The 21,067-nt window shown below is 63.3% G+C and carries 22 protein-coding genes and 1 tRNA gene; 10 read left to right on the forward strand and 13 right to left on the reverse strand.

Features of this window, described 5'->3' with window-relative positions:
• Window positions 1-110: 110 nt before the first annotated feature.
• The 5 genes from JQC81_RS24450 to JQC81_RS24470 all read right to left on the reverse strand — a co-directional run bounded on the left by JQC81_RS24450 (window position 111) and on the right by JQC81_RS24470 (window position 2,199).
• Window positions 111-326, reverse strand: a complete 216-nt coding sequence (locus tag JQC81_RS24450) for a hypothetical protein (RefSeq protein WP_203274412.1) — start codon at window positions 324-326, stop codon at window positions 111-113.
• Between the two features lie 257 nt (window positions 327-583).
• A tRNA-Ser gene (locus JQC81_RS24455) sits at window positions 584-674 on the reverse strand.
• A gap of 107 nt (window positions 675-781) precedes the next feature.
• The gene (locus JQC81_RS24460; protein ID WP_312887577.1) at window positions 782-1,045 is read right to left on the reverse strand and encodes a hypothetical protein; all 264 of its coding nucleotides are present in this window, start codon (window positions 1,043-1,045) and stop codon (window positions 782-784) included.
• 159 nt (window positions 1,046-1,204) lie between these two features.
• Entirely contained in the window at window positions 1,205-1,438 is a 234-nt protein-coding gene (locus JQC81_RS24465) for a hypothetical protein (protein WP_203274414.1), read from the reverse strand.
• A gap of 257 nt (window positions 1,439-1,695) precedes the next feature.
• Window positions 1,696-2,199 (reverse strand): YidB family protein, encoded by a 504-nt coding sequence (locus JQC81_RS24470; protein WP_203274415.1) that lies wholly within the window; start codon window positions 2,197-2,199, stop codon window positions 1,696-1,698.
• Window positions 2,200-2,391: 192 nt separating this feature from the next.
• Between JQC81_RS24470 and solA the strand changes: the two genes are divergently transcribed.
• Window positions 2,392-3,528, forward strand: a complete 1,137-nt coding sequence (gene solA / locus JQC81_RS24475; protein WP_203274416.1) for an N-methyl-L-tryptophan oxidase — start codon at window positions 2,392-2,394, stop codon at window positions 3,526-3,528.
• Here solA and JQC81_RS24480 read toward each other — a convergent pair.
• From JQC81_RS24480 to JQC81_RS24490, 3 genes are all read right to left on the reverse strand, one after another.
• Window positions 3,519-3,950: a hypothetical protein gene (locus tag JQC81_RS24480; protein ID WP_203274417.1), complete on the reverse strand. Its 432-nt coding sequence runs from the start codon at window positions 3,948-3,950 to the stop codon at window positions 3,519-3,521. The genes solA and JQC81_RS24480 overlap by 10 nt on opposite strands.
• Before the next feature lie 176 nt (window positions 3,951-4,126).
• A complete protein-coding gene (locus tag JQC81_RS24485) occupies window positions 4,127-4,411 on the reverse strand; it encodes a hypothetical protein (RefSeq protein ID WP_203274418.1) in 285 nt (94 codons plus the stop codon).
• Between the two features lie 152 nt (window positions 4,412-4,563).
• On the reverse strand, window positions 4,564-5,295 hold the full coding sequence (locus JQC81_RS24490; RefSeq protein WP_203274419.1) for a Crp/Fnr family transcriptional regulator: 732 nt from the start codon (window positions 5,293-5,295) through the stop codon (window positions 4,564-4,566).
• 352 nt (window positions 5,296-5,647) lie between these two features.
• Between JQC81_RS24490 and JQC81_RS24495 the strand changes: the two genes are divergently transcribed.
• From JQC81_RS24495 to JQC81_RS24530, 8 genes are all read left to right on the forward strand, one after another.
• Entirely contained in the window at window positions 5,648-7,111 is a 1,464-nt protein-coding gene (locus JQC81_RS24495) for an amidase (protein WP_203274420.1), read from the forward strand.
• Window positions 7,112-7,316: 205 nt separating this feature from the next.
• Window positions 7,317-8,069, forward strand: coding sequence for an oxygen-dependent tRNA uridine(34) hydroxylase TrhO (trhO, locus tag JQC81_RS24500; RefSeq protein ID WP_203274421.1), 753 nt, complete (start codon window positions 7,317-7,319; stop codon window positions 8,067-8,069).
• On the forward strand, window positions 8,056-8,274 hold the full coding sequence (locus JQC81_RS24505; protein WP_203274422.1) for a SlyX family protein: 219 nt from the start codon (window positions 8,056-8,058) through the stop codon (window positions 8,272-8,274). Before trhO ends, JQC81_RS24505 begins: the two co-directional genes overlap by 14 nt.
• A 570-nt stretch (window positions 8,275-8,844) precedes the next feature.
• Complete coding sequence (groES, locus tag JQC81_RS24510; RefSeq protein WP_203274423.1) at window positions 8,845-9,159, forward strand: co-chaperone GroES; 315 nt, start codon at window positions 8,845-8,847, stop codon at window positions 9,157-9,159.
• A 57-nt stretch (window positions 9,160-9,216) separates the two neighbouring features.
• The gene (gene groL, locus JQC81_RS24515; protein WP_203274424.1) at window positions 9,217-10,842 is read left to right on the forward strand and encodes a chaperonin GroEL; all 1,626 of its coding nucleotides are present in this window, start codon (window positions 9,217-9,219) and stop codon (window positions 10,840-10,842) included.
• Between the two features lie 105 nt (window positions 10,843-10,947).
• A complete protein-coding gene (locus JQC81_RS24520; RefSeq protein ID WP_203274425.1) occupies window positions 10,948-12,024 on the forward strand; it encodes a S66 family peptidase in 1,077 nt (358 codons plus the stop codon).
• 308 nt (window positions 12,025-12,332) lie between these two features.
• Complete coding sequence (locus JQC81_RS24525) at window positions 12,333-13,421, forward strand: TRAP transporter substrate-binding protein (RefSeq protein ID WP_203274426.1); 1,089 nt, start codon at window positions 12,333-12,335, stop codon at window positions 13,419-13,421.
• Between the two features lie 167 nt (window positions 13,422-13,588).
• On the forward strand, window positions 13,589-14,587 hold the full coding sequence (locus tag JQC81_RS24530; RefSeq protein WP_203274427.1) for an LLM class flavin-dependent oxidoreductase: 999 nt from the start codon (window positions 13,589-13,591) through the stop codon (window positions 14,585-14,587).
• Between the two features lie 147 nt (window positions 14,588-14,734).
• Here JQC81_RS24530 and JQC81_RS24535 read toward each other — a convergent pair whose 3' ends face one another.
• The 3 genes from JQC81_RS24535 to JQC81_RS24545 all read right to left on the reverse strand — a co-directional run bounded on the left by JQC81_RS24535 (window position 14,735) and on the right by JQC81_RS24545 (window position 18,204).
• Window positions 14,735-15,577, reverse strand: coding sequence for an ABC transporter permease (locus JQC81_RS24535; RefSeq protein ID WP_203274428.1), 843 nt, complete (start codon window positions 15,575-15,577; stop codon window positions 14,735-14,737).
• Entirely contained in the window at window positions 15,574-16,521 is a 948-nt protein-coding gene (locus JQC81_RS24540) for an ABC transporter permease (RefSeq protein ID WP_203274429.1), read from the reverse strand. The genes JQC81_RS24535 and JQC81_RS24540 overlap by 4 nt, the downstream gene beginning before the upstream one ends.
• A 201-nt stretch (window positions 16,522-16,722) precedes the next feature.
• Window positions 16,723-18,204: an ABC transporter substrate-binding protein gene (locus tag JQC81_RS24545; RefSeq protein WP_203274430.1), complete on the reverse strand. Its 1,482-nt coding sequence runs from the start codon at window positions 18,202-18,204 to the stop codon at window positions 16,723-16,725.
• Window positions 18,205-18,399: 195 nt separating this feature from the next.
• Between JQC81_RS24545 and JQC81_RS24550 the strand changes: the two genes are divergently transcribed.
• The gene (locus JQC81_RS24550) at window positions 18,400-18,687 is read left to right on the forward strand and encodes a DUF2218 domain-containing protein (RefSeq protein WP_203274431.1); all 288 of its coding nucleotides are present in this window, start codon (window positions 18,400-18,402) and stop codon (window positions 18,685-18,687) included.
• A gap of 122 nt (window positions 18,688-18,809) precedes the next feature.
• Here the strand turns inward: JQC81_RS24550 and JQC81_RS24555 are convergent, their stop codons facing one another.
• Together JQC81_RS24555 and JQC81_RS24560 are read right to left on the reverse strand one after the other, a co-directional pair.
• The gene (locus JQC81_RS24555; protein ID WP_203274432.1) at window positions 18,810-19,559 is read right to left on the reverse strand and encodes an SDR family oxidoreductase; all 750 of its coding nucleotides are present in this window, start codon (window positions 19,557-19,559) and stop codon (window positions 18,810-18,812) included.
• Between the two features lie 30 nt (window positions 19,560-19,589).
• Window positions 19,590-21,062 carry an aldehyde dehydrogenase family protein gene (locus tag JQC81_RS24560; RefSeq protein WP_376772449.1) on the reverse strand — a complete coding sequence of 491 codons (1,473 nt, stop codon included), beginning with the start codon at window positions 21,060-21,062 and terminating at the stop codon, window positions 19,590-19,592.
• Window positions 21,063-21,067 lie beyond the last annotated feature (5 nt).

Genomic DNA, 21,067 nt, shown 5'->3' on the forward strand with positions numbered 1-21,067 from the left:
TGTTTGAGCCGCAAGAATGTTGGAACTTCCTCAAGGCCGCTGGCTATGCGTCCGTGTAAGCGTCCGATGCTCTAGCGGCAGGTGATGGCAATCCAAGGTGGCCTAAATAGTCAGCCCTCGGAGCGCGGGCGGACGAGCGGCTGAGCCTGATTGACCAGCCAGCGCGGACGCATGCTGACCACCCAATGCCGAGCCGAGGCTTTGGTGCTCGACAACCCTGTATCACAGTCGGTGGGTTTGGGAGACCTGGACCGGTCATAGTGGAAGAGGTCGTCCTCGGCACGATGGCGAGCCGTCCCTCGATAGGTGGCGTTCTGCAGGCTCATGAGCGTTCCCCTGTTCTTTGGGTCAAGACAACAGCGGAGCTTCGGCAGAGTTCCCGGCTTAAGGTCACGGTTAGGCTGAGTTGGTGTGAAACCTGAGAGCGCCGCCCACTTATAAGGACCTCAGGAACACAGGATCCTGACGTGGCGGGTGCAGTGGTTCAATAGTCAAGCCAGAAGCAAAGGTGGGGAAGAAGATGGGGAAGCGTTTTGCTGGCCACCATATTTCGCAATGATATCAGCATCTTACGAGAAAATGATGGCGGAGACGGAGGGATTCGAACCCTCGATACCCTTTTGGGGTATGCTCATTTAGCAAACGAGTGCCTTCAGCCGCTCGGCCACGTCTCCAGGCGAAAAGGCAGGATCAAGATCCCGCTTCGCAGGTGGCGCAATAGACGCGAACAGGGTGCTTTCGTCAAGGTCCAAAATCATCGTGCCGGGCGAGGTTCGGCCGGTCAGGACGTGGGGGCAGACTCTGCTTTTGCGTGAAGATCCCTGATCTCTTGGAGGCCTCGGATCGCGGGTCCTGAGGGCCTAACGATGACAGCGGTCAGCTGCCTGAACTTGTCATCGGCCCAATCCTCGACAACCAGGGCAACCGCTTCCCGAAGAGGCAGTGTCGCGACCTTGCTCGCCATGGTTGGGCCGACAGGGCCCTCAAAGGGGCGATTGAGCGCAAGGAGGTCGACCATCTCGTCGAGATCGTAGGCTGCAATCACAATCCTCTCCAATGAACAATCAGGACAACCCTGGCTTTTGGCCATGCAATTGTGGCAACTGAATGCCCAAGCTTGCGGCAGGCTGGCCTCGGCGAGGAAGCAGGAGCCCAAAGGCCCTCTTATCCCCAGGGTTGGTGGCGGGCGGTGGAACGCCTCGGGTCAGTTCAAGCTCGTTCTGCGTTCGCCCTCGTCAGGAGGCGGGGCGGAGCCTTCCGCTTCGTCGGGGATGATGAGCACGGACACGGCATGGCCGCTGGATGCGAGCATGTCGGCGGCATCGAAGGCGGAGCGCTCTGCGTCTTCACGTGTCGCAAATGCCGTCTGCTTTCGGTCCGCGTAGGTGACCAGCCACTCGCCTTGGAACTTGAAGACGACAAACCGATCCGTATGCATCAGATTCTCCCCCACTTCGTCCTGTGACGAAGTCGGAAGAGCCTATCCGATCCGCGAGCAGGGGAAAGAAAACGATAGGGGTAGCCACCAGGACAAAAGGATAGACTTCTTAACGATCGGGTGTGACAGGCTGTTTGCCGACGACGTGACCGCTCGTGCAAGCCGGTGCGGTTGACCAAGCGGCCGGGTCACTGCGCCCCCGGCTTCGAACCGGGAGCGCGGGCCTGAACGGCGCATGATGCGGGCTGCAGGTTGCCTTAGAATTCCTGATGGTTCGGAACGCGCCCGTTGGGGGTGTACTGATCCACCGCCTTTGGCAGCTCCCGCGACAGGCGCGACAGAAGCTCCTCTCGCGAAAGGCCGGTCTGTTGCGTCAGCGTCGCGAGCACTTCGGGATCGATGGCGCGTTCCAGCTGGTCCGGCGCAACCTCCTTGTTGGGGCCGGTGCTCACCCAGGAATCGACCACATCGCCCTGGCCGTTCTGGCGGAAGCTGTTGACCAGTTCGCCCAGGCCGCCGCTCACCAGCCCGCCGGGGCTTGAGCTGCCCCCCAGGCCACCCAGAAGCCCGCCCAGGCCTCCACCGCCCAGGAGCCCACCGAGGCCGCCCATTCCGCCCGGCTGCTGGCCCGCTCCACCAGGCAAGCCGGTCCGGTTGCCTGAGGCGCCACCGAGCATCTCGGCGAGTTTGTCCCTGTTCTGGAATCCGGCAACGGCCAGAAGGCCCAGAAGCGCTGTCATGGATGGAAAGCCGCGGCTCATATCGTTCCTCCGTGTTGAATGGACAGGGAATCGCAACCGCCCCGAAAGGGTTCCTTCCCTCCGGGCGGTCATTTTCTGCGGAGCACTCCGGGCGATGGATTGAAACCCGGTTGGAAGGGGCGCAGAAGGGTTTACGTTACCTGGCGGTATACGGCCGTGATGCCGGCGCTCCCGGGCGGTGAAGGGAATCCGATGACGACATGCGATGTGGCGGTGATTGGGCTTGGGGCCATGGGCAGCGCCGCTCTGTTCAACCTCGCTCGGCAGGGTCAGCGCGTCATCGGCATCGAGCAGTTCGAACCGGGCCACGACAGAGGATCGTCGCACGGCGAGAGCAGGATCATCCGCTTGTCCTATTTCGAGCATCCCTCCTATGTGCCCCTCGTGCGCCGGGCCCTGGAGAAGTGGCGCGAACTGGAGAGCCTTTCCGGCGAGACGATCCTGACCGTCACGGGCGTTCTCGAAGCAGGCTATCCGGGGTCGTCCATCGTAAGCGGCTCTCTGGAGGCCTCAAGGCAGCATGGCCTGACCCATGACGTGTTGGGCGCGGCCGATATCGCCCGGCGTTTTCCCGGCTTCAAGGTTCCGTCGCACTGGACCGGCCTGTTCCAACCCGAAGGCGGGTTCCTGCGGCCGGAACTGGCGATCCGGTCGTTCGTGCGACTGGCCGAGAAGCATGGCGCGCAAACGCGCATGACCACGCGTGTTCTGGGCATCGAGCCACTCGGCTCAGGGATCCGCGTGCGGACGGACGCGGGGGTGATCGAGGCTGGATCCGTGATCGTTGCGACCGGCGCGTGGATCGGCGATTTCGCGCCCGCGCTGAAGCCGCATCTCAAGATCACCCGTCAGGTGCTCGGCTGGTTCTCGCCGCTCGAGCCCTCGCTCTTCACGCCGGATCGCTGCCCGGTCTTCCTGCTCGAATCCGAGGACGATGCCTGCTACGGCTTTCCGGATTTCGCCGGCACCGGGGTCAAGACAGCCTCCCATCGGGAAGGAGCGGTGCTGGCGGCGGCCGGCGACCTGGCGCAGGATGGCGGTCCCGCTGACGAGGCGCAGATCCGGCGGATGCTGAAGCTGGCGATGCCGGATGCGAACGGCCCCCTCCGGCAGATGCGCGCCTGCATGTATACCCGTACGCCGGACGAGGATTTCGTGATTGATCTCTCGCCTGTCGATCCGCGGATCGTCCTGGCGTCGCCGTGCTCGGGACATGGCTTCAAGTTCGCGAGCGTGATCGGCGAGGTGCTGGCGGACCTGGCTATGGGCAAGACATCGGCGAGCGACATCTCCCGGTTCCGGATCCACCGGTTTGCCGCTCAGTCCTGAGTCACGACATTGTCCGTCCGCGAGGGCATGAGGTGCTCGATGGAGACCCACTCCGTGCAGGCCCGGAGAATGGGCGCGAGATAGGCGCGGTTGCCCTTGATCTCGACCACGCGGCAGGGATAGGCCCTGCGATCTCCGGGAGGGCGGTAGATCACGGTCGCTCCTGGCCGGATGTCATCATTGGCCAAGGAGACCGGCGCGCTGATCGTCGACAGGGTCGCGGGTTTCTCGTTGTCCTGGGACACGTTCGCCTGTCGGACTGCCCGGTGCCGTTCCAGTGCTTCGATAGCCACCCTGGCGCGATCCCGGTAACGATCGCAGACGACTCTCATCAGGGTTCCCCTTTCCCGGCCCGGATACCAGGTGACGCCCCCGATCTTGGCCAGTTCTTCCGCAACGACCTCAATCTCTTCCTCTGTCATTGGCTACAATCCCGCTTGAGCATGTGTGATGTGCTCAGGTCTTGTGACGACACCCGTGTGACCTGTTCATCGAGTGCCTTAGCCCCAGGAGAATTCTTTTTATTCAAGTTCGGTTTGTTCAAATTTGGCGTTTGGCTGAGGATGCGCCGAACGGATTCGGGTTGGATCCAAACGGATCAGGCTCTCAGCTCCATCATGCGCTTCTGCAGGACGGCGAGCTGCTGGATGTAGGGTTCGCGGCGTTCGCGATGCCGGTTTCTTAGCTTCTCGAGAGCACGGATCCTGATATTGGTGTCTGGTGCCATGCTGCTGAGCTTCTCCCGCTCCTTCTCGTAGTCGAAGTCGAGATCGGCTAGGGTCGCCAGAAGAGATTGCAGCAACGGCTGGAAGGCCGGTGAGTAGATTCTTGGGTGGTGAGCCCCGTTATTGTTTTCTTCTTTATGAAACTTAGTATCATCCATAGTCTTCCTCGTATTAACTTTGCGTTAATAGCTTCAGAAGGTACTAAGCCAGAGTTACCTCGTCTGTTGGGAACCCGACACAAGTCAGGAAGAAATCGATTTCATTCGAAAACCTGAGTGCCTTTCCGGACATGACGGGCACTCCGATCCCATCAATCGCATCTGAGCGCGCCCGGCAGGAGCCTGTCGAAGCTGTCGCAGATGGCGCGGTAGCATTCGCATGCCGTCGCTTCGAGGCCTTGCCGATCTGTGATTCGGATCGTGCCTCTTCCCTGAACGATGAGACCGGCTCTCTGCAAAGCGCTCGTGACGCTGCTGACCGAGGAGCGCTGAACGCCCAGCATCTCGGCCAGCACTTCGTGGGTGAGGGGGACCTCATCCCGATCGGTGCGATCCCGCGTGGTCAGGATGGAGCGGCAGCACCGGGCTTCGACGCTGTGGACGGCATTGCAGGCAACGGTCTGCAGCGTCTGGGCCAGGAATGCCTCGGTGAAGCGGAACATGGCATGCCGCAGCTTCGGCCTCTCCGCCACGCCCTCGTTCAATCTCTCCAGGGGAACGCGCGACGCCGTTCCGGGGATTTGGGTGATATAGCGGCCGAACGACTGACGCGTGACGAGAGCGCTGACAAATCCAAGGGCGCCCTCCCGACCGAAGACGGCCATTTCGACAGACCCGCCGCTCTGAAGGACCGTCACAAGGGAAACGACTCCGTCATGGGGAAAGTAGGTGTGCCTGATCGGTTCGCCTGTCTCGAAGAGAACCTTGCCCCGGGGCAGATCGACGATCTCGAGGTAAGGCTCGAGCCAAGAGAGGTCTTCTGGCTCCAAGGCGGCGAGGAGCCGGTTGCGTCGGTGAAGGGTCGCCTTGGAACCATCCTTCATGGCAAGGTGTCACCATGCTGTGCTGTCTTCCCCGAGAGGAAATCGGGCATCTCTACAGGATTATAATAACACAACTGCTGGCTGAGTAATTGCTCCTCCTGCTTATGAACAGGCAACGGCGCTTCTTATTCCGCCGCCTCTCGAAAAAGTTACCTTGGCTTTAAGCTCGTGCATGCCTGCCAGACAAACCGCATCGGCCCAGCTTTGTGCCGTCCGAACGAAAGGAATATCCCCGAAGAGCAGGAGAAGGCGGTTGGGAGTAATCCTTGCCGGCATGCCCTGCACTGGCTTCATGGGACCATGCATGGAGATGCGATAAAACAGGTTTACCGGTCGCAACGATCGCTTCAGCATGGCTGACGGTCGAATCCGCGAGCGGGAGAATTCTGATTTGAGCACGCAATCGTCGGCACATCACACGCCTCGGGATACGTCTGCGGATCTCGCCGACTGGTCGGCCTTCCAGCTCCTCGAAGCCTATGCCCGCAAGACATTATCTCCTGTCGATGTAACGAAGGCCGTCATTGCACGCGTCGAAGCATGCGAGCCGAAGCTTCAGGCGCTGTACGCTTTCGATCCTGAGACATCCTTAAACGCCGCCAGGGAGTCGGAGCGGCGCTGGATGCGCGGCGAGGCGAGAGCGCTCGACGGGATTCCGGCGACGATCAAGGAGAACATCGCCACCAAGGGAACGCCGGTGCCGCTCGGCACCGCCGCCCGCCCGCTCGTCCCCGCCACCGACGATGCGCCTTCGGCGGCGCGGCTGCGCGAGGACGGCGTGGTCATTCTCGCCAAGACCACGATGCCCGACTACGGCATGCTCTCGTCGGGCCTCTCCAGCTTCCATCCGCTCACGCGCAATCCTTGGGATCTCTCGAAAAATCCCGGCGGCAGTTCGGCGGGTGCGGGCGCTGCCGCTGCCGCAGGCTATGGGCCGTTCCATATCGGCACCGATATCGGCGGCTCGATCCGCCTGCCGGCCTCCTGGTGCGGCGTGTTCGGCCTTAAACCGAGCTTCGGCCGCATTCCCATCGATCCGACCTATTACGGCCGTGTGGCAGGGCCGATGACGCGGACGGTGCGAGATGCCGCGCTCATGATGACGAGCCTCACGCGCCCCGACCACCGCGATCCCATGAGCCTGCCTTATCAGGACCTGCCGTGGCTCGATCTGAACGTCGACATCAAGGGCCTGAGGATCGGCGTCATGATGGAGGCTGGCATCGGCATGCCCGTCGATCCGGAAATCCGCGCCACGGTCGAGCGGGCGGCGCAACTCTTAGGCAGCGCGGGCGCCGTCATCGAGGCGGTGCCTGCCTTCATCACCCGCGAGATGCTCGACGGTCTCGACGATTTCTGGCGCCAGCGCGCCTGGACCGACATGGCTCCCCTGAGCGAGGACGAGCGGGCTAAGATTCTGCCCTACATCCGGCAATGGGCCGAAGGGGGCAAGAATCTGACGGGTTCGGAAGTTTATAGCGGGATGAACCAGATGATGGTGATGCGCCACGCGGCGGTGGCCGCCACGCATCGCTTCGATTTCGTGATCTCCCCGGTCGCTCCTTGCGTGGCCTATCCGGCGGAGCTCGCCTCGCCGATCCACAACCCGGAAGAGCCCTTCGAGCATATCGGCTACACGGTCGCCTTCAACATGTCGGACCAGCCGGCATCCTCCGTGAATGCCGGCTTCACGAAAGCGGGCCTGCCCATCGGCCTCCAGATCATCGGCCGCCGCTTCGACGATGTGGGCGTTCTGCGGCTCTCCCAGGCCTGGGAAGAGATGTGCCCGGACAGGCGGCCCTGGCCGAAGGTTTGATTGGGGAGGGGTATCCATAGCGCCAGTGGGTGCGGGTGGATTCCTTTCCCCTCCGCTGCGCTCCGGCCGGGAATGACAACCACTATCATCCTCAAGCCAAGCCGAAGGCGAGGGAAGGGGATCCATGAAGCCGCCCATCAACGGCGACACTGCGGACAGGTTCAAGCGGGTTTTCCCTTCGCACTGCTCCTGATAAACAGCCGCCATGACGTACAAGGTTTCCGCTCTCTATCAGTTCGTTCCGCTGCCCGATTTTCGGGAACTCAAGGACCCGCTTCACGCGCTATGCCTCGATCTCGGGATCAGGGGCACGCTGCTGCTCGCCCATGAGGGGATCAACGGCACTGTGTCTGGAACCGAGGAGGGCATCAATGCCCTGATGGCGGAGCTGCGGGAGGGGCCGCTTTTCCAAGGCCGCCTCGACAACCTGGAGCTGAAGTTCTCCTCAGCGGCCGAGATGCCGTTCAAGCGCATGAAGGTGCGGCTGAAAAAAGAGATCGTGACCCTCGGTGATCCGCAGACCGACCCCTTGCGCCGCGTCGGCACCTATGTGTCGCCGGCCGAGTGGAACAGGCTGCTGGAGGAGCCCGGCATTGTGCTTCTCGACACGCGGAACGATTTCGAGGTCGAAATGGGCACCTTCGAGGGCGCCGTCGATCCCCGGATCAAGCGCTTCAGCGCGTTCAAGGATTTCGTGAAGAACGAGCTCGATCCGGCCAAGCACCGGAAGGTCGCCATGTTCTGCACGGGCGGCATCCGGTGCGAGAAGGCCAGCGCCTACATGCTGAACCAGGGTTTCGAGGAGGTCTTCCACCTCAAGGGCGGCATCCTCAAATACCTGGAAGACGTGCCGGAGGCCGAGAGCCGGTGGAAGGGCGAGTGCTTCGTGTTCGACGAGCGGGTGGCCCTGGGTCACGGTCTCGTGGAGGCAGGGGAGTCGACCGATGACCGATCCTGATGCCGTCAATGCCCGACTCGAAGCCCTGGAGGTGCGCGTCGCCTATCAGGACCAGGTGATCGAGGACCTGAATCAGACGGTCATTGACCAGTGGAAGAAGATCGAGGCGCTCAGGCGGCAACTGAACGAGGTGCTGGACAGGGTGCAGGAGGTCGAGGACAACGCCGGTCCGCGCGCGCCCGAGCCCCCACCGCCGCATTATTGAAGGCGAGGAGATGAGTAGGTGGCTGCTGTCATCCCGGCGCACGCAGTGCGGGAAGGGGATCTACCCGCACGCGCAGTGCCATAGATTCCCTTCCCCTCCGCTTTAGCTCCGGCCGGGAATGACACCCACTTGTCCCGACACCCTCTGCGTCATCCCCGGACTTGGTCCGGGGATCTACGTCTTTCTGGGTTCCGCTTCTCCATCCTCATCCTGAGGAGGTCGCGATCCTGGCTTGTTCCAGGTCCGCTGAAACAAACCGCGCGTGACGAGCAGCTTGGCTCTCACCTTCCACACCACACATCGAGCCGGGCTGCCCTAAACGCCACCCTCAACACACCCACAGGCTCGCAGCTCACGCTGCGGGCCGACAGGTGCTCGCTCTTTGATGTTCCCAGTTTCGTCGCCAGCGCGCCTTTGTTCGCGCCTCTGGCGCTCGGTTCCCGCCGGTGCCAAAAATTTTTCAGCCCCCCTCTTGAACGATGAAGATCCTTCAACCAAATCATCGGCCGCGGAGGCCCGAACGGCTCCGCTTGAGGCAGTTAACAGACTGATATCATTGGAGGAAGCTTCATGAAGTTCCGTCCTTTGCATGACCGGATCGTGGTCCGCCGCATCGATGCGGAAGAGAAGACCGCAGGCGGCATCATCATCCCCGACACGGCCAAGGAAAAGCCCCAGCAGGGCGAGGTGATCGCCGTTGGCCCGGGCGCCCGCAACGAGCAGGGCCAGCTTGTGCCCCTCGACGTTCAGGTCGGCGACACGGTGCTCTTCGGCAAGTGGTCCGGCACCGAGGTCAAGATCGACGGCCAGGATCTCCTGATCATGAAGGAGAGCGACATCATGGGCGTGCTGGAGCAGTCCGCCGTCCAGAAGAAGGCCGCCTAAGGCCAATCCATCATTTGAGAGTCACACATCGTTACGTCTCATCAGGAGTGACGAACAATGGCTGCTAAGGAAGTCAAATTCGCCTTGGACGCTCGCGACAAGATGCTGCGCGGCGTCGATATCCTCGCCGACGCGGTGAAGGTCACGCTCGGCCCCAAGGGTCGCAACGTGGTGATCGAGAAGAGCTTCGGTGCTCCGCGCATTACCAAGGACGGCGTCACCGTCGCGAAAGAAATCGAGCTCTCCGACAAGTTCGAAAACATGGGCGCCCAGATGGTGCGCGAGGTCGCGTCGAAGCAAAACGACCGTGCCGGCGACGGCACGACGACGGCCACCGTTCTCGCCCAGGCCATCGTGAAGGAAGGCGCCAAGGCGGTTGCCGCCGGCATGAACCCCATGGACCTCAAGCGCGGCATCGACCTTGCCGTCGAGGCCGTGGTGGCTGATCTTAAGAAGAACGCCAAGAAGGTCACGTCCAACGACGAGATCGCCCAGGTCGGCACCATCTCGGCGAACGGCGATGCGGATGTCGGCCGCATGCTGGCGGAAGCCATGCAGAAGGTCGGCAACGAGGGTGTCATCACTGTCGAGGAGGCGAAGTCGCTCGAGACCGAGCTTGAGGTCGTCGAGGGCATGCAGTTCGACCGCGGCTATCTCTCGCCATACTTCATCACCAACGCCGAAAAGATGCGCGTGGAGCTGGAGGATCCCTATATCCTCATCCACGAGAAGAAGCTCTCGGGCTTGCAGGCCATGCTGCCCGTGCTGGAAGCCGTGGTGCAGACCGGCAAGCCGCTGCTGATCATTGCCGAGGACGTTGAGGGCGAGGCGCTCGCTACCCTCGTTGTGAACAAGCTGCGCGGCGGCCTGAAGATCGCGGCCGTCAAGGCGCCTGGCTTCGGCGACCGCCGCAAGGCCATGCTCGAGGACATCGCGGTTCTCACCAAGGGCCAGGTCGTCTCCGAGGATCTCGGGATCAAGCTCGAGAACGTGACGCTCAACATGCTCGGCCGCGCCAAGAAGGTGGTGATCGAGAAGGAGAACACCACCATCGTGGATGGTGCCGGCGATAAGCGCGACATCGAGGCCCGCGTCGGCCAGATCAAGGCGCAGATCGAGGAGACCACCTCCGACTACGACCGCGAGAAGCTGCAGGAGCGTCTGGCCAAGCTCGCAGGCGGCGTCGCGGTGATCCGCGTCGGCGGTGCGACCGAGGTCGAGGTGAAGGAGAAGAAGGACCGCGTCGATGACGCCATGCACGCCACAAAGGCGGCCGTCGAGGAAGGCATCCTGCCCGGCGGCGGCGTGGCCCTGCTGCGGGCATTCAAGGCGCTCGATACGGTGAAGCCCGCCAACGACGACCAGAAGACCGGCGTCGAGATCGTGCGCCGCGCCCTCCAGGCTCCTGCCCGCCAGATTGCCATCAACGCGGGCGAGGATGGCTCCGTGATCGTCGGCAAGGTGGCCGAGGCCGCTGACTACGCGGCCGGCTGGAATGCCCAGACCGGCCAGTATGGCGACCTCTACAAGTTCGGCATCATCGACCCGGCGAAGGTCGTGCGTGTCGCCCTTGAGGACGCTGCATCGGTGGCTGGCCTCCTCATCACCACCGAGGCCATGATCGCCGAGAAGCCGAAGAAGGAAACCGCTCCGGCCATGCCTGCCGGCGGCATGGACTTCTAAATCTCAAGCCTTCATCGACCAATAGGACGGCGCCGTGCAAGCGGCGCCGTTTTCTTTGCGCCCGTGATCTGCGAAGAATAGAACGTTCGCTTTGCAGGAGACGTCATGGCGGATCGTTGGTGGCAGAGACCTCTCGTCAAACCTCAGGCCCTTCGGCCGGGTGATCGCGTCGCCATCGTGTCGACGAGCTGGGGCGGACCGGCGGTTTTCCCGCATCGCTACGAGGCCGGCAAACGCTATGTGGCCGATGCGTTTGGGCTTGTGCCCGTCGAGATGCCTCACGCGCTAAGCGAAGCGGATTGGCTCGACAGGAACCCCAAAGCACGAGCTGAGGACATCAACGCCGCTTTTGCCGATCCTTCGATTCGAGGCATCATCGCGAGCATCGGTGGTGACGATGCGATCCGCCTGATCCCGCACATCGATCTCGACGTGATCGCGTGCAACCCAAAGGTGTTTCTCGGATACTCTGATCCGACAGTCCTGCATTTCGGCTGCTTGAAGGCTGGTCTCTGCTCTTTCTACGGCCCGACGATCATGTCGGGATTTGCCGAGAATGGCGGCATGCACGCTTACGCGGAAACCTTCCTGCGCAAGGCTGTCTTCGAAACGGCTCCCATTGGCGAGATCGAGCCGAATGGAGACGGGTGGACTGTCGAGCATCTGCCCTGGAAGGATCCCGCGAACCAGAAGAAGCGTCGCAAGCTGACACCCTCCACCGGTCCGCGAACCCTGCAGGGAACGGGCACTGTCCAGGGGCACCTGATCGGCGGCTGCGCCGAAGTGCTGGAGATGCTGAAAGGCTCCGACTGGTGGCCACCTGCGGAATACTGGAATGGTGCCATCCTGTTCTACGAAACCTCCGAGGAGGCGCCGGCGGCCACACAGGTTCTCCGCTGGCTGCGCAACTTCGCAGCGCAGGGCATCCTGCATCGTCTGTCCGGAGTCGTTCTCGGGCGGCCCGGCGGGCAGACGGACGAGGCTTACCGTCAGGAACAGGAGAGGTCGGTCCTGCGCGCCCTGAACGAGGCTGGCCTCCAGCATCTGCCGGTTCTGGCCGAACTCGACTTCGGCCACACCGATCCCATCGCGACGCTGCCCTACGGGGTCGTGGCCGAGATCGATTGCTCGCGCTCTCGCCTGTCGATCCTTGAGCCGGGCGTCTCACCTCGCGACGAATAATGCCGGAAGGAGATCGGAACTCATGCTTCGTGTGCACGCTCGCTTGCATCCTTCTGCGCTGATCTCATAGCTCGCAGCAGTCATCGGCTCGCTTACACCCGGTAGATCGAGCGGCCCGCTGAGAGTGTGTGAAGCTTATCAATAACTTAGTCTGGAACCATCAGGAAGGCCGGTGATTGGCTCGCCGGAAGCCGCCGCGCGTGGGACATCAAAACTAAAACTTTAGTCTGACTTTACTGAGGATCGTCGATCCCTTGTACCGGGCCTCCTTCAAAGCGCGACATGCCCCCGAACAGGAGTAGGCAATCATGAAACGCCGCAACTTTCTCGCCACCGCCGGTGCAGGCCTTGCAGCCGGTGCCATCGCCAAGCCAGCCATCGCCCAATCCAATCCGGAGATCCGCTGGCGCCTGACATCGGGCTTCCCGAAATCCCTCGACACGATCTATGGCGGCGCCGACTTCCTGGCGAAGTACGTGTCCGAGGCGACTGAGGGCAAGTTCCAGATCCAGCCATTCTCCGCAGGCGAGATCGTCGGCACCTTCCAGGCCGCCGACGCCGTCAGCTCCGGCACGGTCGAGATGGCCCACACGGCCGCCTATTATTACGTCGGCAAGGATCCGACCTTCGCGGCCGCTGCGGCGGTGCCGTTCACGCTGAATGCCCGCCAGCTCAATGCTTGGCAGTATCATGGCGGCGGCATCGGCCTCGTGAACGAGTTCATGGCCAAGCACAACCTCTATGCTCTGCCGGGCGGCAACACGGGTACCCAGATGGGCGGCTGGTTCCGCAAGGAGATCAAGACCGTTCAGGACCTGCAGGGCCTCAAGATGCGCATTGCCGGCATTGCCGGTCAGGTCATGGCGAAGCTCGGGGTGATTCCGCAGCAGGTAGCCGGTGGCGACATCTATCCGTCCCTCGAGCGCGGCACCATCGACGCCGCCGAGTGGATCGGCCCCTACGACGACGAGAAGCTCGGCTTCCAGAAGGTCGCGCCGTACTACTACTATCCGGGCTTCTGGGAGGGCGGCCTGACGCTGCACTTCCTGTTCAACAAGGAAAAGTGGGAATCCTTGCCGAAGCACTACAAGGCCATCGTGGAATCCGCCGCCATGGCGGCGAACCAGGATATGTTGGCCAAGTACGATGCCAAGAACCCGGCGGCACTCCGCAGCCTCGTGGGTGCCGGTGCGCAGCTGCGTCCATTCTCCGCAGAAATCCTCGATGCCGCCTTCAAGGCAACCAACGAGGTCTATGCGGAAATTTCGGCCCAGAACGCGGACTTCAAGAAGCTGATCGACTCGCTTCGCGCTTTCCGCAACGAGGAATATCTCTGGTTCCAAGTGGCTGAATACGCCTTCGACACCTACATGATCCGCGCCCGTACGCGCGGCTGATATCCGGTCGATTAAGCCATCGCAAACCCGGCGCCACAAGCGCCGGGTTTTTGCTTGCAGGGCTGGTGTGCCCTAAGCGGGAGGCTTCACGGGTTGCATCCGAGGCCTTGAATGATGATCTCATGATCACCCTTGTTCGGCCTTGAACCGCACCAGAAAGATTGCCCATGCCTCCTATCTCCGTTCTCGATCTCGCGCATATTCCTGAGGGCTTCACGCCGTCGGATGCCCTGCGGAATTCCCTCGATCTGGCACAGCATGCCGAGAAATGGGGCTACACCCGGTTCTGGCTCGCCGAGCACCACAACATGGTGGGCATCGCCAGCGCTGCGACGAGCGTAGCGATCGGCCACGTGGCCGGGGGCACGAGGACGATCCGCGTCGGAGCCGGCGGTATCATGCTGCCGAACCATTCGCCCCTGGTGATCGCCGAGCAGTTCGGCACTCTCGATGCGCTCTATACGGGCCGCATCGATCTCGGAGTCGGTCGGGCACCGGGCACCGATCAGCGGACGCTCCGGGCCCTGCGCCGGGATCCAGCTGCCGCCGATACCTTCCCGCAGGATGTGCTCGAACTGCAGGCGCTGCTCGGGCCCGTGCAGCCGGACCAAGTGATCCAGGCGGTGCCGGGAGCGGGCTCCAACGTGCCGATCTGGATTCTGGGCTCCAGCCTGTTCGGTGCGCAGCTCGCGGCGATGTTGGGCCTGCCCTACGCCTTCGCGTCGCATTTCGCCCCGGGCGCCCTGATCCAGGCGCTGCAGGCCTATCGCGAGCGCTTCCAGCCCTCCGCCCAGTTCGATCGGCCCTATGCCATGGTCGGCGTCAACGTGATCGCGGCGGATACCGACGAGGAGGCGAAGCGCCTCTTCACCTCCGCGCAGCAGGCCTTCACCAACATGTTCCGCGGGACGCGCGGCAAGCTCCAGCCGCCCATCGACGATATCGAGAACTACTGGACGCCGCACGAGAAGGCCCAGGCCATGAATATGCTCTCCTGCTCCTTCGTCGGTTCAGCGAAGACCGTGCGGGAGGGGCTTGAGGGCTTCATCGCCGAGACCGGCGCGGACGAGATCATCGTCGCTTCGGCGATCTACGATCATGGGAAGCGGTTGCGCTCGTATGAGATACTCGCCGATGTGCAGAAGGGCATGAGCAAGGCGGCCTAAAGCGGCTTCCAAAATTCAGTCCTCATCCTGAGGAGCAGCCCATGAGGCTGCGTCTCGAAGGAGGATCCAGAGACCACTGGAAGCTCCTTCGAGACGGTCGCTCAGCGACCTCCTCAGGATGAGGTGTGTGCTTGTTAAGAAACTGTCTTATGCAGTCGCGCCACGACCCTTCAGCGTCGGATCCAACGCGTCGCGCAACCCATCGCCCAAAAGATTCAGGCCCAACACCGAGAGGGCGATGGCGATGCCCGGCGCGATGGCAAGATGAGGCGCTTGCGAGAGATAGGTCTGCGCATCGCTGAGCATCCGACCCCAGCTCGGGTTCGGCGGGCGCACGCCGAGGCCCAAATAGCTCAGGCCGGCTTCGGTCAGGATTGCGAGTGCGAGCTGGATCGTGACCTGCACGATCAGAGCGCCGGCGATGTTCGGCATCACGTCTTCCCAGGTGATGCGCAGGGGATGCTTGCCGATGGCGCGCGCCGCCGCAATGTAATCGAGCGTCCAGACCTGGAGCGCGACGCCGCGGGTGACGCGGGCGAAGACCGGGATGTTGAACACCGCAATCGCCAGGATAGCGGCGAGCGGTCCCGACCCCACAAGTGCGCCGATCATGATAGCGGACAAAACCGCCGGAAAGGCGAAGACCACATCGGACACGCGCATGGCGATCTCGTCCGCGATGCCTTTCCACGCTGCTGCCGCGCAGCCGATGGCAGTGCCGATGGCGGCACCCAGCAGAACCGCAGGCCAGGCGATGGCGAGGGAGTTCCAGGCGCCGACCATGAGCAGCGAGGCGACATCGCGGCCGAAATGATCGGTCCCGAGAAGCCCGACCTCTCCAGGGCCTTTCAGGCGCATGACCACACGCACGCGGGTCGGCACCTCCGGCGTCCAGACGAGCGACACAAGGGCGGTGACGACGAGCAGCATTGTCAGAATGCCGCCGACGACCAGTGCGGAGTTCAGCCGAATGCGGGAGCGCTTCGTCATGCGCGGCTCCTCAGGCGCGGATCGAGGATCGCGTAGCCGACATCGACGATGAAGTTCACCACGATGACGAGTCCGGAGAAGATCAGCACGATGTCCTTGATCACCACGAGGTCGCGCTGGTTGAGCGCCTGATAGGCGAGGCGCCCGAGGCCGGGCAGGTTGAACACGTTCTCCACCAGGATCGCGCCGCCGAAGAAGAACGAGAGCTGCAATCCGAGGATCGTCGTCACGGGAATGAGTGCGTTCGGCACCACGTGGCGGCGCAGGGTCGAGCCCTTGTCAACGCCCTTGGCGCGGGCAGTGCGCACGAAATCGGCGCCGATGACTTCGAGGGTGGCCGAGCGCGTCACCCGCGTCAGCACGGCGGCCTGGGGCAGGGCGAGGGCGACGGCGGGCAGGAGAAGCGCCTGCAGGGCAGGCCCGATGCCGGCATTCCAGCCGGGAAACCCGCCGGCCGGGAACCAGCCGAGCCAGGTGGAGAAGAACAGGATGAACAGAAGGCCGATCCAGAAATTCGGCACCGCGACACCGAGCTGGCTGAACACGAGCACGGCCCTGTCCACTGGTCCATCGCGCCGGGCGGCGGCCGCGACGCCGAGCGGCAGGGCAAGGGCCGTGGAGATGAGGATAGCGAGCAGGCTCAGGGGCAGCGTCACGTTCATGCGCTCGGCCACCAGCGTCGAGACCGGCATCTTGTATGTGATCGACGTGCCTAGATCGCCCTGGAGGATCCCGCCGATCCATTGCAGGTAACGCAGCAGCGCCGGCCGGTCGAGCCCGAGCTCCTGGCGCAGCGCGGCCAGCGTATCCTCCCGCGCGGCGGTGCCGAGCATGATGGCCGCAGGATCGCCCGGGAGAACCTCCAGGATCAGGAAGATCGCCAGCGACACGAACAGCAGCGTCACGACGAGCGAGATCAGGCGGGAAAGGATGAGGCGGAGCATGAGTTCAGGTTGTCCCGTTCCCCTCTCCCTCGTGGGTAGGAGCGCGGTTAGGGGATGGTCGACCCAGTGAAGCCTTTCCGTCATGGCCGGGCTTGTCCCGGCCATCCCCGTCTCTGAGCGGGGTAAAAATGTGGATCCCCGGAACAAGTCCGGGGATGACGGAGGGTGTCAAAGGCGGCGGCGTGAGATCATAGGCGCGTCTTACTCCGTCCACGATACTTCCGTCACGTCGTTCACCGGAATCGGCGAGTTCTCCCACAGGCCTTTGACCTTCGCGTTCCACACGCCGAGCTTCGGCAGCTGGAACAGGAAGAGGGCCGGAACATCCTCGGCGAGGATCTTCTGCGCCTGAGCGTATTTCTCGAAGCGTGCCTTCTCGTCCGTGGTCTTGGCAGCGTCCGCGATCAGCTGCTTGAAGGTGTCGTTCTTGTAATTGAAGTAGTAGCTGTCGCGGGCGAAGATATCGATGTCGAGCGGCTCCGTGTGGGACACGATGGTGACGTCGTAATCCTTGTTCTTGAACACCTCCTCGATCCACTTGGCCGGGAATTCGGTGGGGACGATCTTCAGCTCCACGCCCACCTCGGCGAGCATGGCCGAGATCAACTCGGCCGAGCGGCTGGCATAGGCCATCTGCGGCGCCTTGATGGTGATGGAGAGGCCGTTGCCGTGACCGGCTTCCTTCAACAGCGCCTTTGCCTTCTCCACGTCGTAGGGAACGGCGCCGGTCATGTCCACATAGGCCGGGTGGTTCGGCGAGAAGAAGCTGCCGATGGGGGTGCCGAAGCCGGAATAGGCGCCCTCGATCAGCGTCTTGCGATCGATGGCATGCATCAGCGCGCGGCGCACGCGCACGTCGTCGAACGGCTTCTTGGCATTGTTCATGCCGGCGACCGTCTCGCCCTCGGTGTTGCCGGCGACCGCCTTGAAGCGGCTGTCCTTCTGGAACTCGGCGAAGAGTTCGGGTGCGCCGAGATTGGGGAACGCATCCACGTCGCCGGCGCGCAGGGCCGCCACCTGCGCCTGCGCGTCGCTGATGAAGCGGAAGGTCACGGTGTCGAGCTTCACCTTGTCCTTCTGCCAATAGTCGGGATTCTTCGTCAGCTCCACCCGGTCGCCGCGGGTCCAGGACTTGAACTTGAACGGCCCGGTGCCGACTGGATTCGCCGCGTTGCTGGCGGCCGTCTCCGGCGCCACGATAACCGCATCGCCCCAGCCCAGATAGGTGAGGAAGTTGCCCGACGGGTTCTTCAGCTTGATCACCACCGTGGCGGGATCGGGCGTCTCGATGGTGTCGATGGGCGCGAAGATCTGCTTCTGGGCATTGGTCGACTTGGGGTCGCGAGCCCGGTCGAAGGCGAACTTCACGTCGGCCGAATCGAAGGCCGTGCCATCATGGAACTTCACGCCGTCCTGAAGGCGGAAGGTATAGGTCAGCCCGTCCGGCGAGACCTCCCAGCTCTTGGCCAGCAGCGGCTGCACCTTGCCGTTCCGGTCGATCCGCACCAGACCCTCGTACAGATTGGCCAGGGTGACCTCGCGGATGGCCACGGGGGCGGCAACCGTCGGGTCGAGGCCCGGGGGCTCAATGGGCATGCCCACCACCAGAGAGGTCTTGGCGGCAAAAGCCGGGATGACGCTGACGGAGAGGAGTAGGGCGGCGGTCAGAAGGCGCTTCGTCATCGGGCGTGAACTCCATCCGGTATGGGCTGCGACAGGTCGCATTCGCCTCAGCTTACGCAGGATGGCGCCGGATGGAAGAGCGTCATCACCGATTGTTCACTTAACTTCAGGCGGGCAGGATCCTAAGCAGCTTTGTCGACACATGCGTGAGGCCAGCCCCTTCAACCGGCTTCAGCGGCACGGAAAGGCTTTGACATGGCTCTTGAAACGGCACGGGTGCCCACTGCGAACGGTGCCCGATATCTGCAGCAGCTCTGCAAGCACTGGAGCCACAAGCTGGACGTTCAGCTCTCCGGGAATGAGGGCATCGTGCGCTTCCCGAGCGCCGTCGCCACCATGAGGGCCGAATCCGACGCCCTGATGGTCTCGGTCGAAGCGTCGGACGACGAGACCTTGCAGCGGATGAAGGGCGTGGTCGCCTCACATCTCGACCGCTTCGCCTTCAAGGAGGCGCCGCTGCCGTTCGAATGGTCCAAGGGCTGATGGAGGGCTCTCTGTCATTCCGGGGCGGCTCATCAGAGCCGAGCCCGGAATGACAGGGCGTTTCGTTTCAAATCGATATCACCGGCACAGGGCCGGTGATGACGTAGAGGTTCTTGCTGGCCTTAAATACACCGCCCGCCATCGACCTCCAGCACCACGCCGGTGATCATGCTGGCTTCGTCGGAGGCCAAGTAGAGGGCCGCGTTGGCAATGTCCTGCGGGGTGGAGAAGCGGCCGAGGGGAATCGAGTTGACGAAGAGCTCGCGCTTCTGGGGCGTGTCCTCGCCCATGAAGGTGGCGAGCAGCAGCGTCTCGCCGGCCACGGGGGCCAGCGCGCAGACGCGGATCCGGCTGGGGGCGAGCTCCACGGCCATGGATTTGGTCATGGTGTGCACGGCGCCCTTGGTGCTGTTGTACCAGGTGAGGCCGGGGCGCGGGCGCAGGCCCGCCGTGGAGCCCACATTGATGAACACCCCGCTGCCCTGATTCTGCATGAGCGGCACGGCCGCCTTGGCGAAGAGGTAGATCGACTTCACGTTCACCGCGAAGACCCGGTCGAACTCGTCCTCCTCGACCTCCAGCATCGGCCGGTTGCGATGGCTGATGCCGGCATTATTGACCACGATGTCGAGCTTGCCGAAGGCGGAGACGGTCTGCTCCACCGCCGCATTCACGTCGGCGGCCTTCGACACGTCGGCGGCCAATCCGATGGCGGAAGCGCCGATTGTCTCCGCCGCGCTCTTGGCCGCCGCCTCGTTGATGTCGATGATAGCGACTTTGGCGCCTTCGCGGGCGAATGTTTCAGCGATACCCAGACCAAAACCTGAGCCGGCGCCCGTGACCAGCGCCACCTTGCCTTCAAGGCGATTCATGCGTTCTTCCCCTGATTGAAACGTGTTGATTTATCCGTGCGCGATGACCAGCGTGCGGGTCGTGGTGAACTCGATCAGGCCCTCGAAGCCCTTCTCGCGTCCATGGCCTGAGCGGCCGAAGCCGCCGAAGGGCAGCTCGATCCCGCCGCCGGCCCCGTAGCAGTTCACGAAGACCTGACCTGCGCGCATGGCACGGGCGACGCGGGTGGAGCGCATCCCGTCCCGGCTCCAGACGCCTGCCGCAAGGCCGTATTGCGTGCCGTTCGCGAGACGGATCGCCTCCGCCTCGTCCTCGAAGGGCGTTGCCACCAGCACCGGTCCGAAGACCTCTTCCTGGGTCAGGATACTCTCATGCGGAACGGGGGCCAGGAAGATCGGCGCCACGTAATAGCCGCCGGGAGGCGCATCGAGCGCCACCACGCCTTCGCCCACGATGGCAAGACCCTCGTTGCGCCCGCGCTCCAGGTAGCTGAGGACACGGCGCTGCTGCGCCTGGTTGATCATGGGGCCGAGGTCGGGCTCATGCTCGGGATGTCCGGCGCGCAAGGTCCGGAAACGCTCGGAAACCGCATCGACCACATCCTGGAAGATGCCGCGCTGAATCAGCAGGCGGCTGCCGGCCGAGCAGGTCTGGCCGCCGTTCTGGATGATGGCGTTGACGAGGGTGGGGAGCGCGCGCTCCAGATCCGCGTCGTCGAACACCACCTGGGCCGACTTGCCGCCGAGTTCGAGGGTGACGCCCACATGGTTCTGCGCCGCCGCCACCTGGACCGCCGTGCCCGTCTCGGGGCTGCCGGTGAAGGACAGGAAGTCGATGCCGGCATGACCGGCGAGCGCCGCGCCCGCCGTGCGGCCGAGACCCGTCACCACGTTGAGTGCGCCATCCGGGAGGCCGACCTCCTGGGCAAGCGCCGACACGCGCAGGATCGTCAGCGAGGCGTCCTCGGCAGGCTTCACCACGGTGGCGTTGCCGGCAGCAAGCGCCGCGCCGACCGAGCGGCCGAAAATCTGCATCGGGTAGTTCCAGGGCACGATATGCCCCGTCACCCCATGCGGCACCCGCTCGACACCGATGAAGTGCGTGTTGAGATAGGGGATCACGTCGCCATGCAGCTTGTCGGCGGCGCTGCCGTAGAATTCGAAATAGCGGGCGAGCGCGATGGCATCGGCGCGGGACTGGCGCAGGGGCTTGCCATTGTCGCGGCTTTCCAGAAGCGCGAGTTCGTCTGCATGGGCTTCGACCGCGGTGGCGAGCTTCATGAGCAGGCGCCCGCGCTCGGTCGCCGTCAGCTTGCCCCATGCGCCGTCGAGTGCTTCACGGGCAGCTTTCACGGCCTCGTCGATGTCATGAGGCGTACCAGAGGCAATGCGGGCGAAGAGCGTGCCGTCGACGGGTGAGAACACATCGAGCGTCATGCCGTCAGAGGCGGGGCGGTCGCGCCCGCCGATGAAATTCTGGAACACCATGTTGGGCGCGACTGACGCGCTGACCTGATCATTCACGGGTG

The organism is Microvirga arabica (genome assembly GCF_016811235.1).
Lineage (GTDB): Bacteria > Pseudomonadota > Alphaproteobacteria > Rhizobiales > Beijerinckiaceae > Microvirga > Microvirga arabica.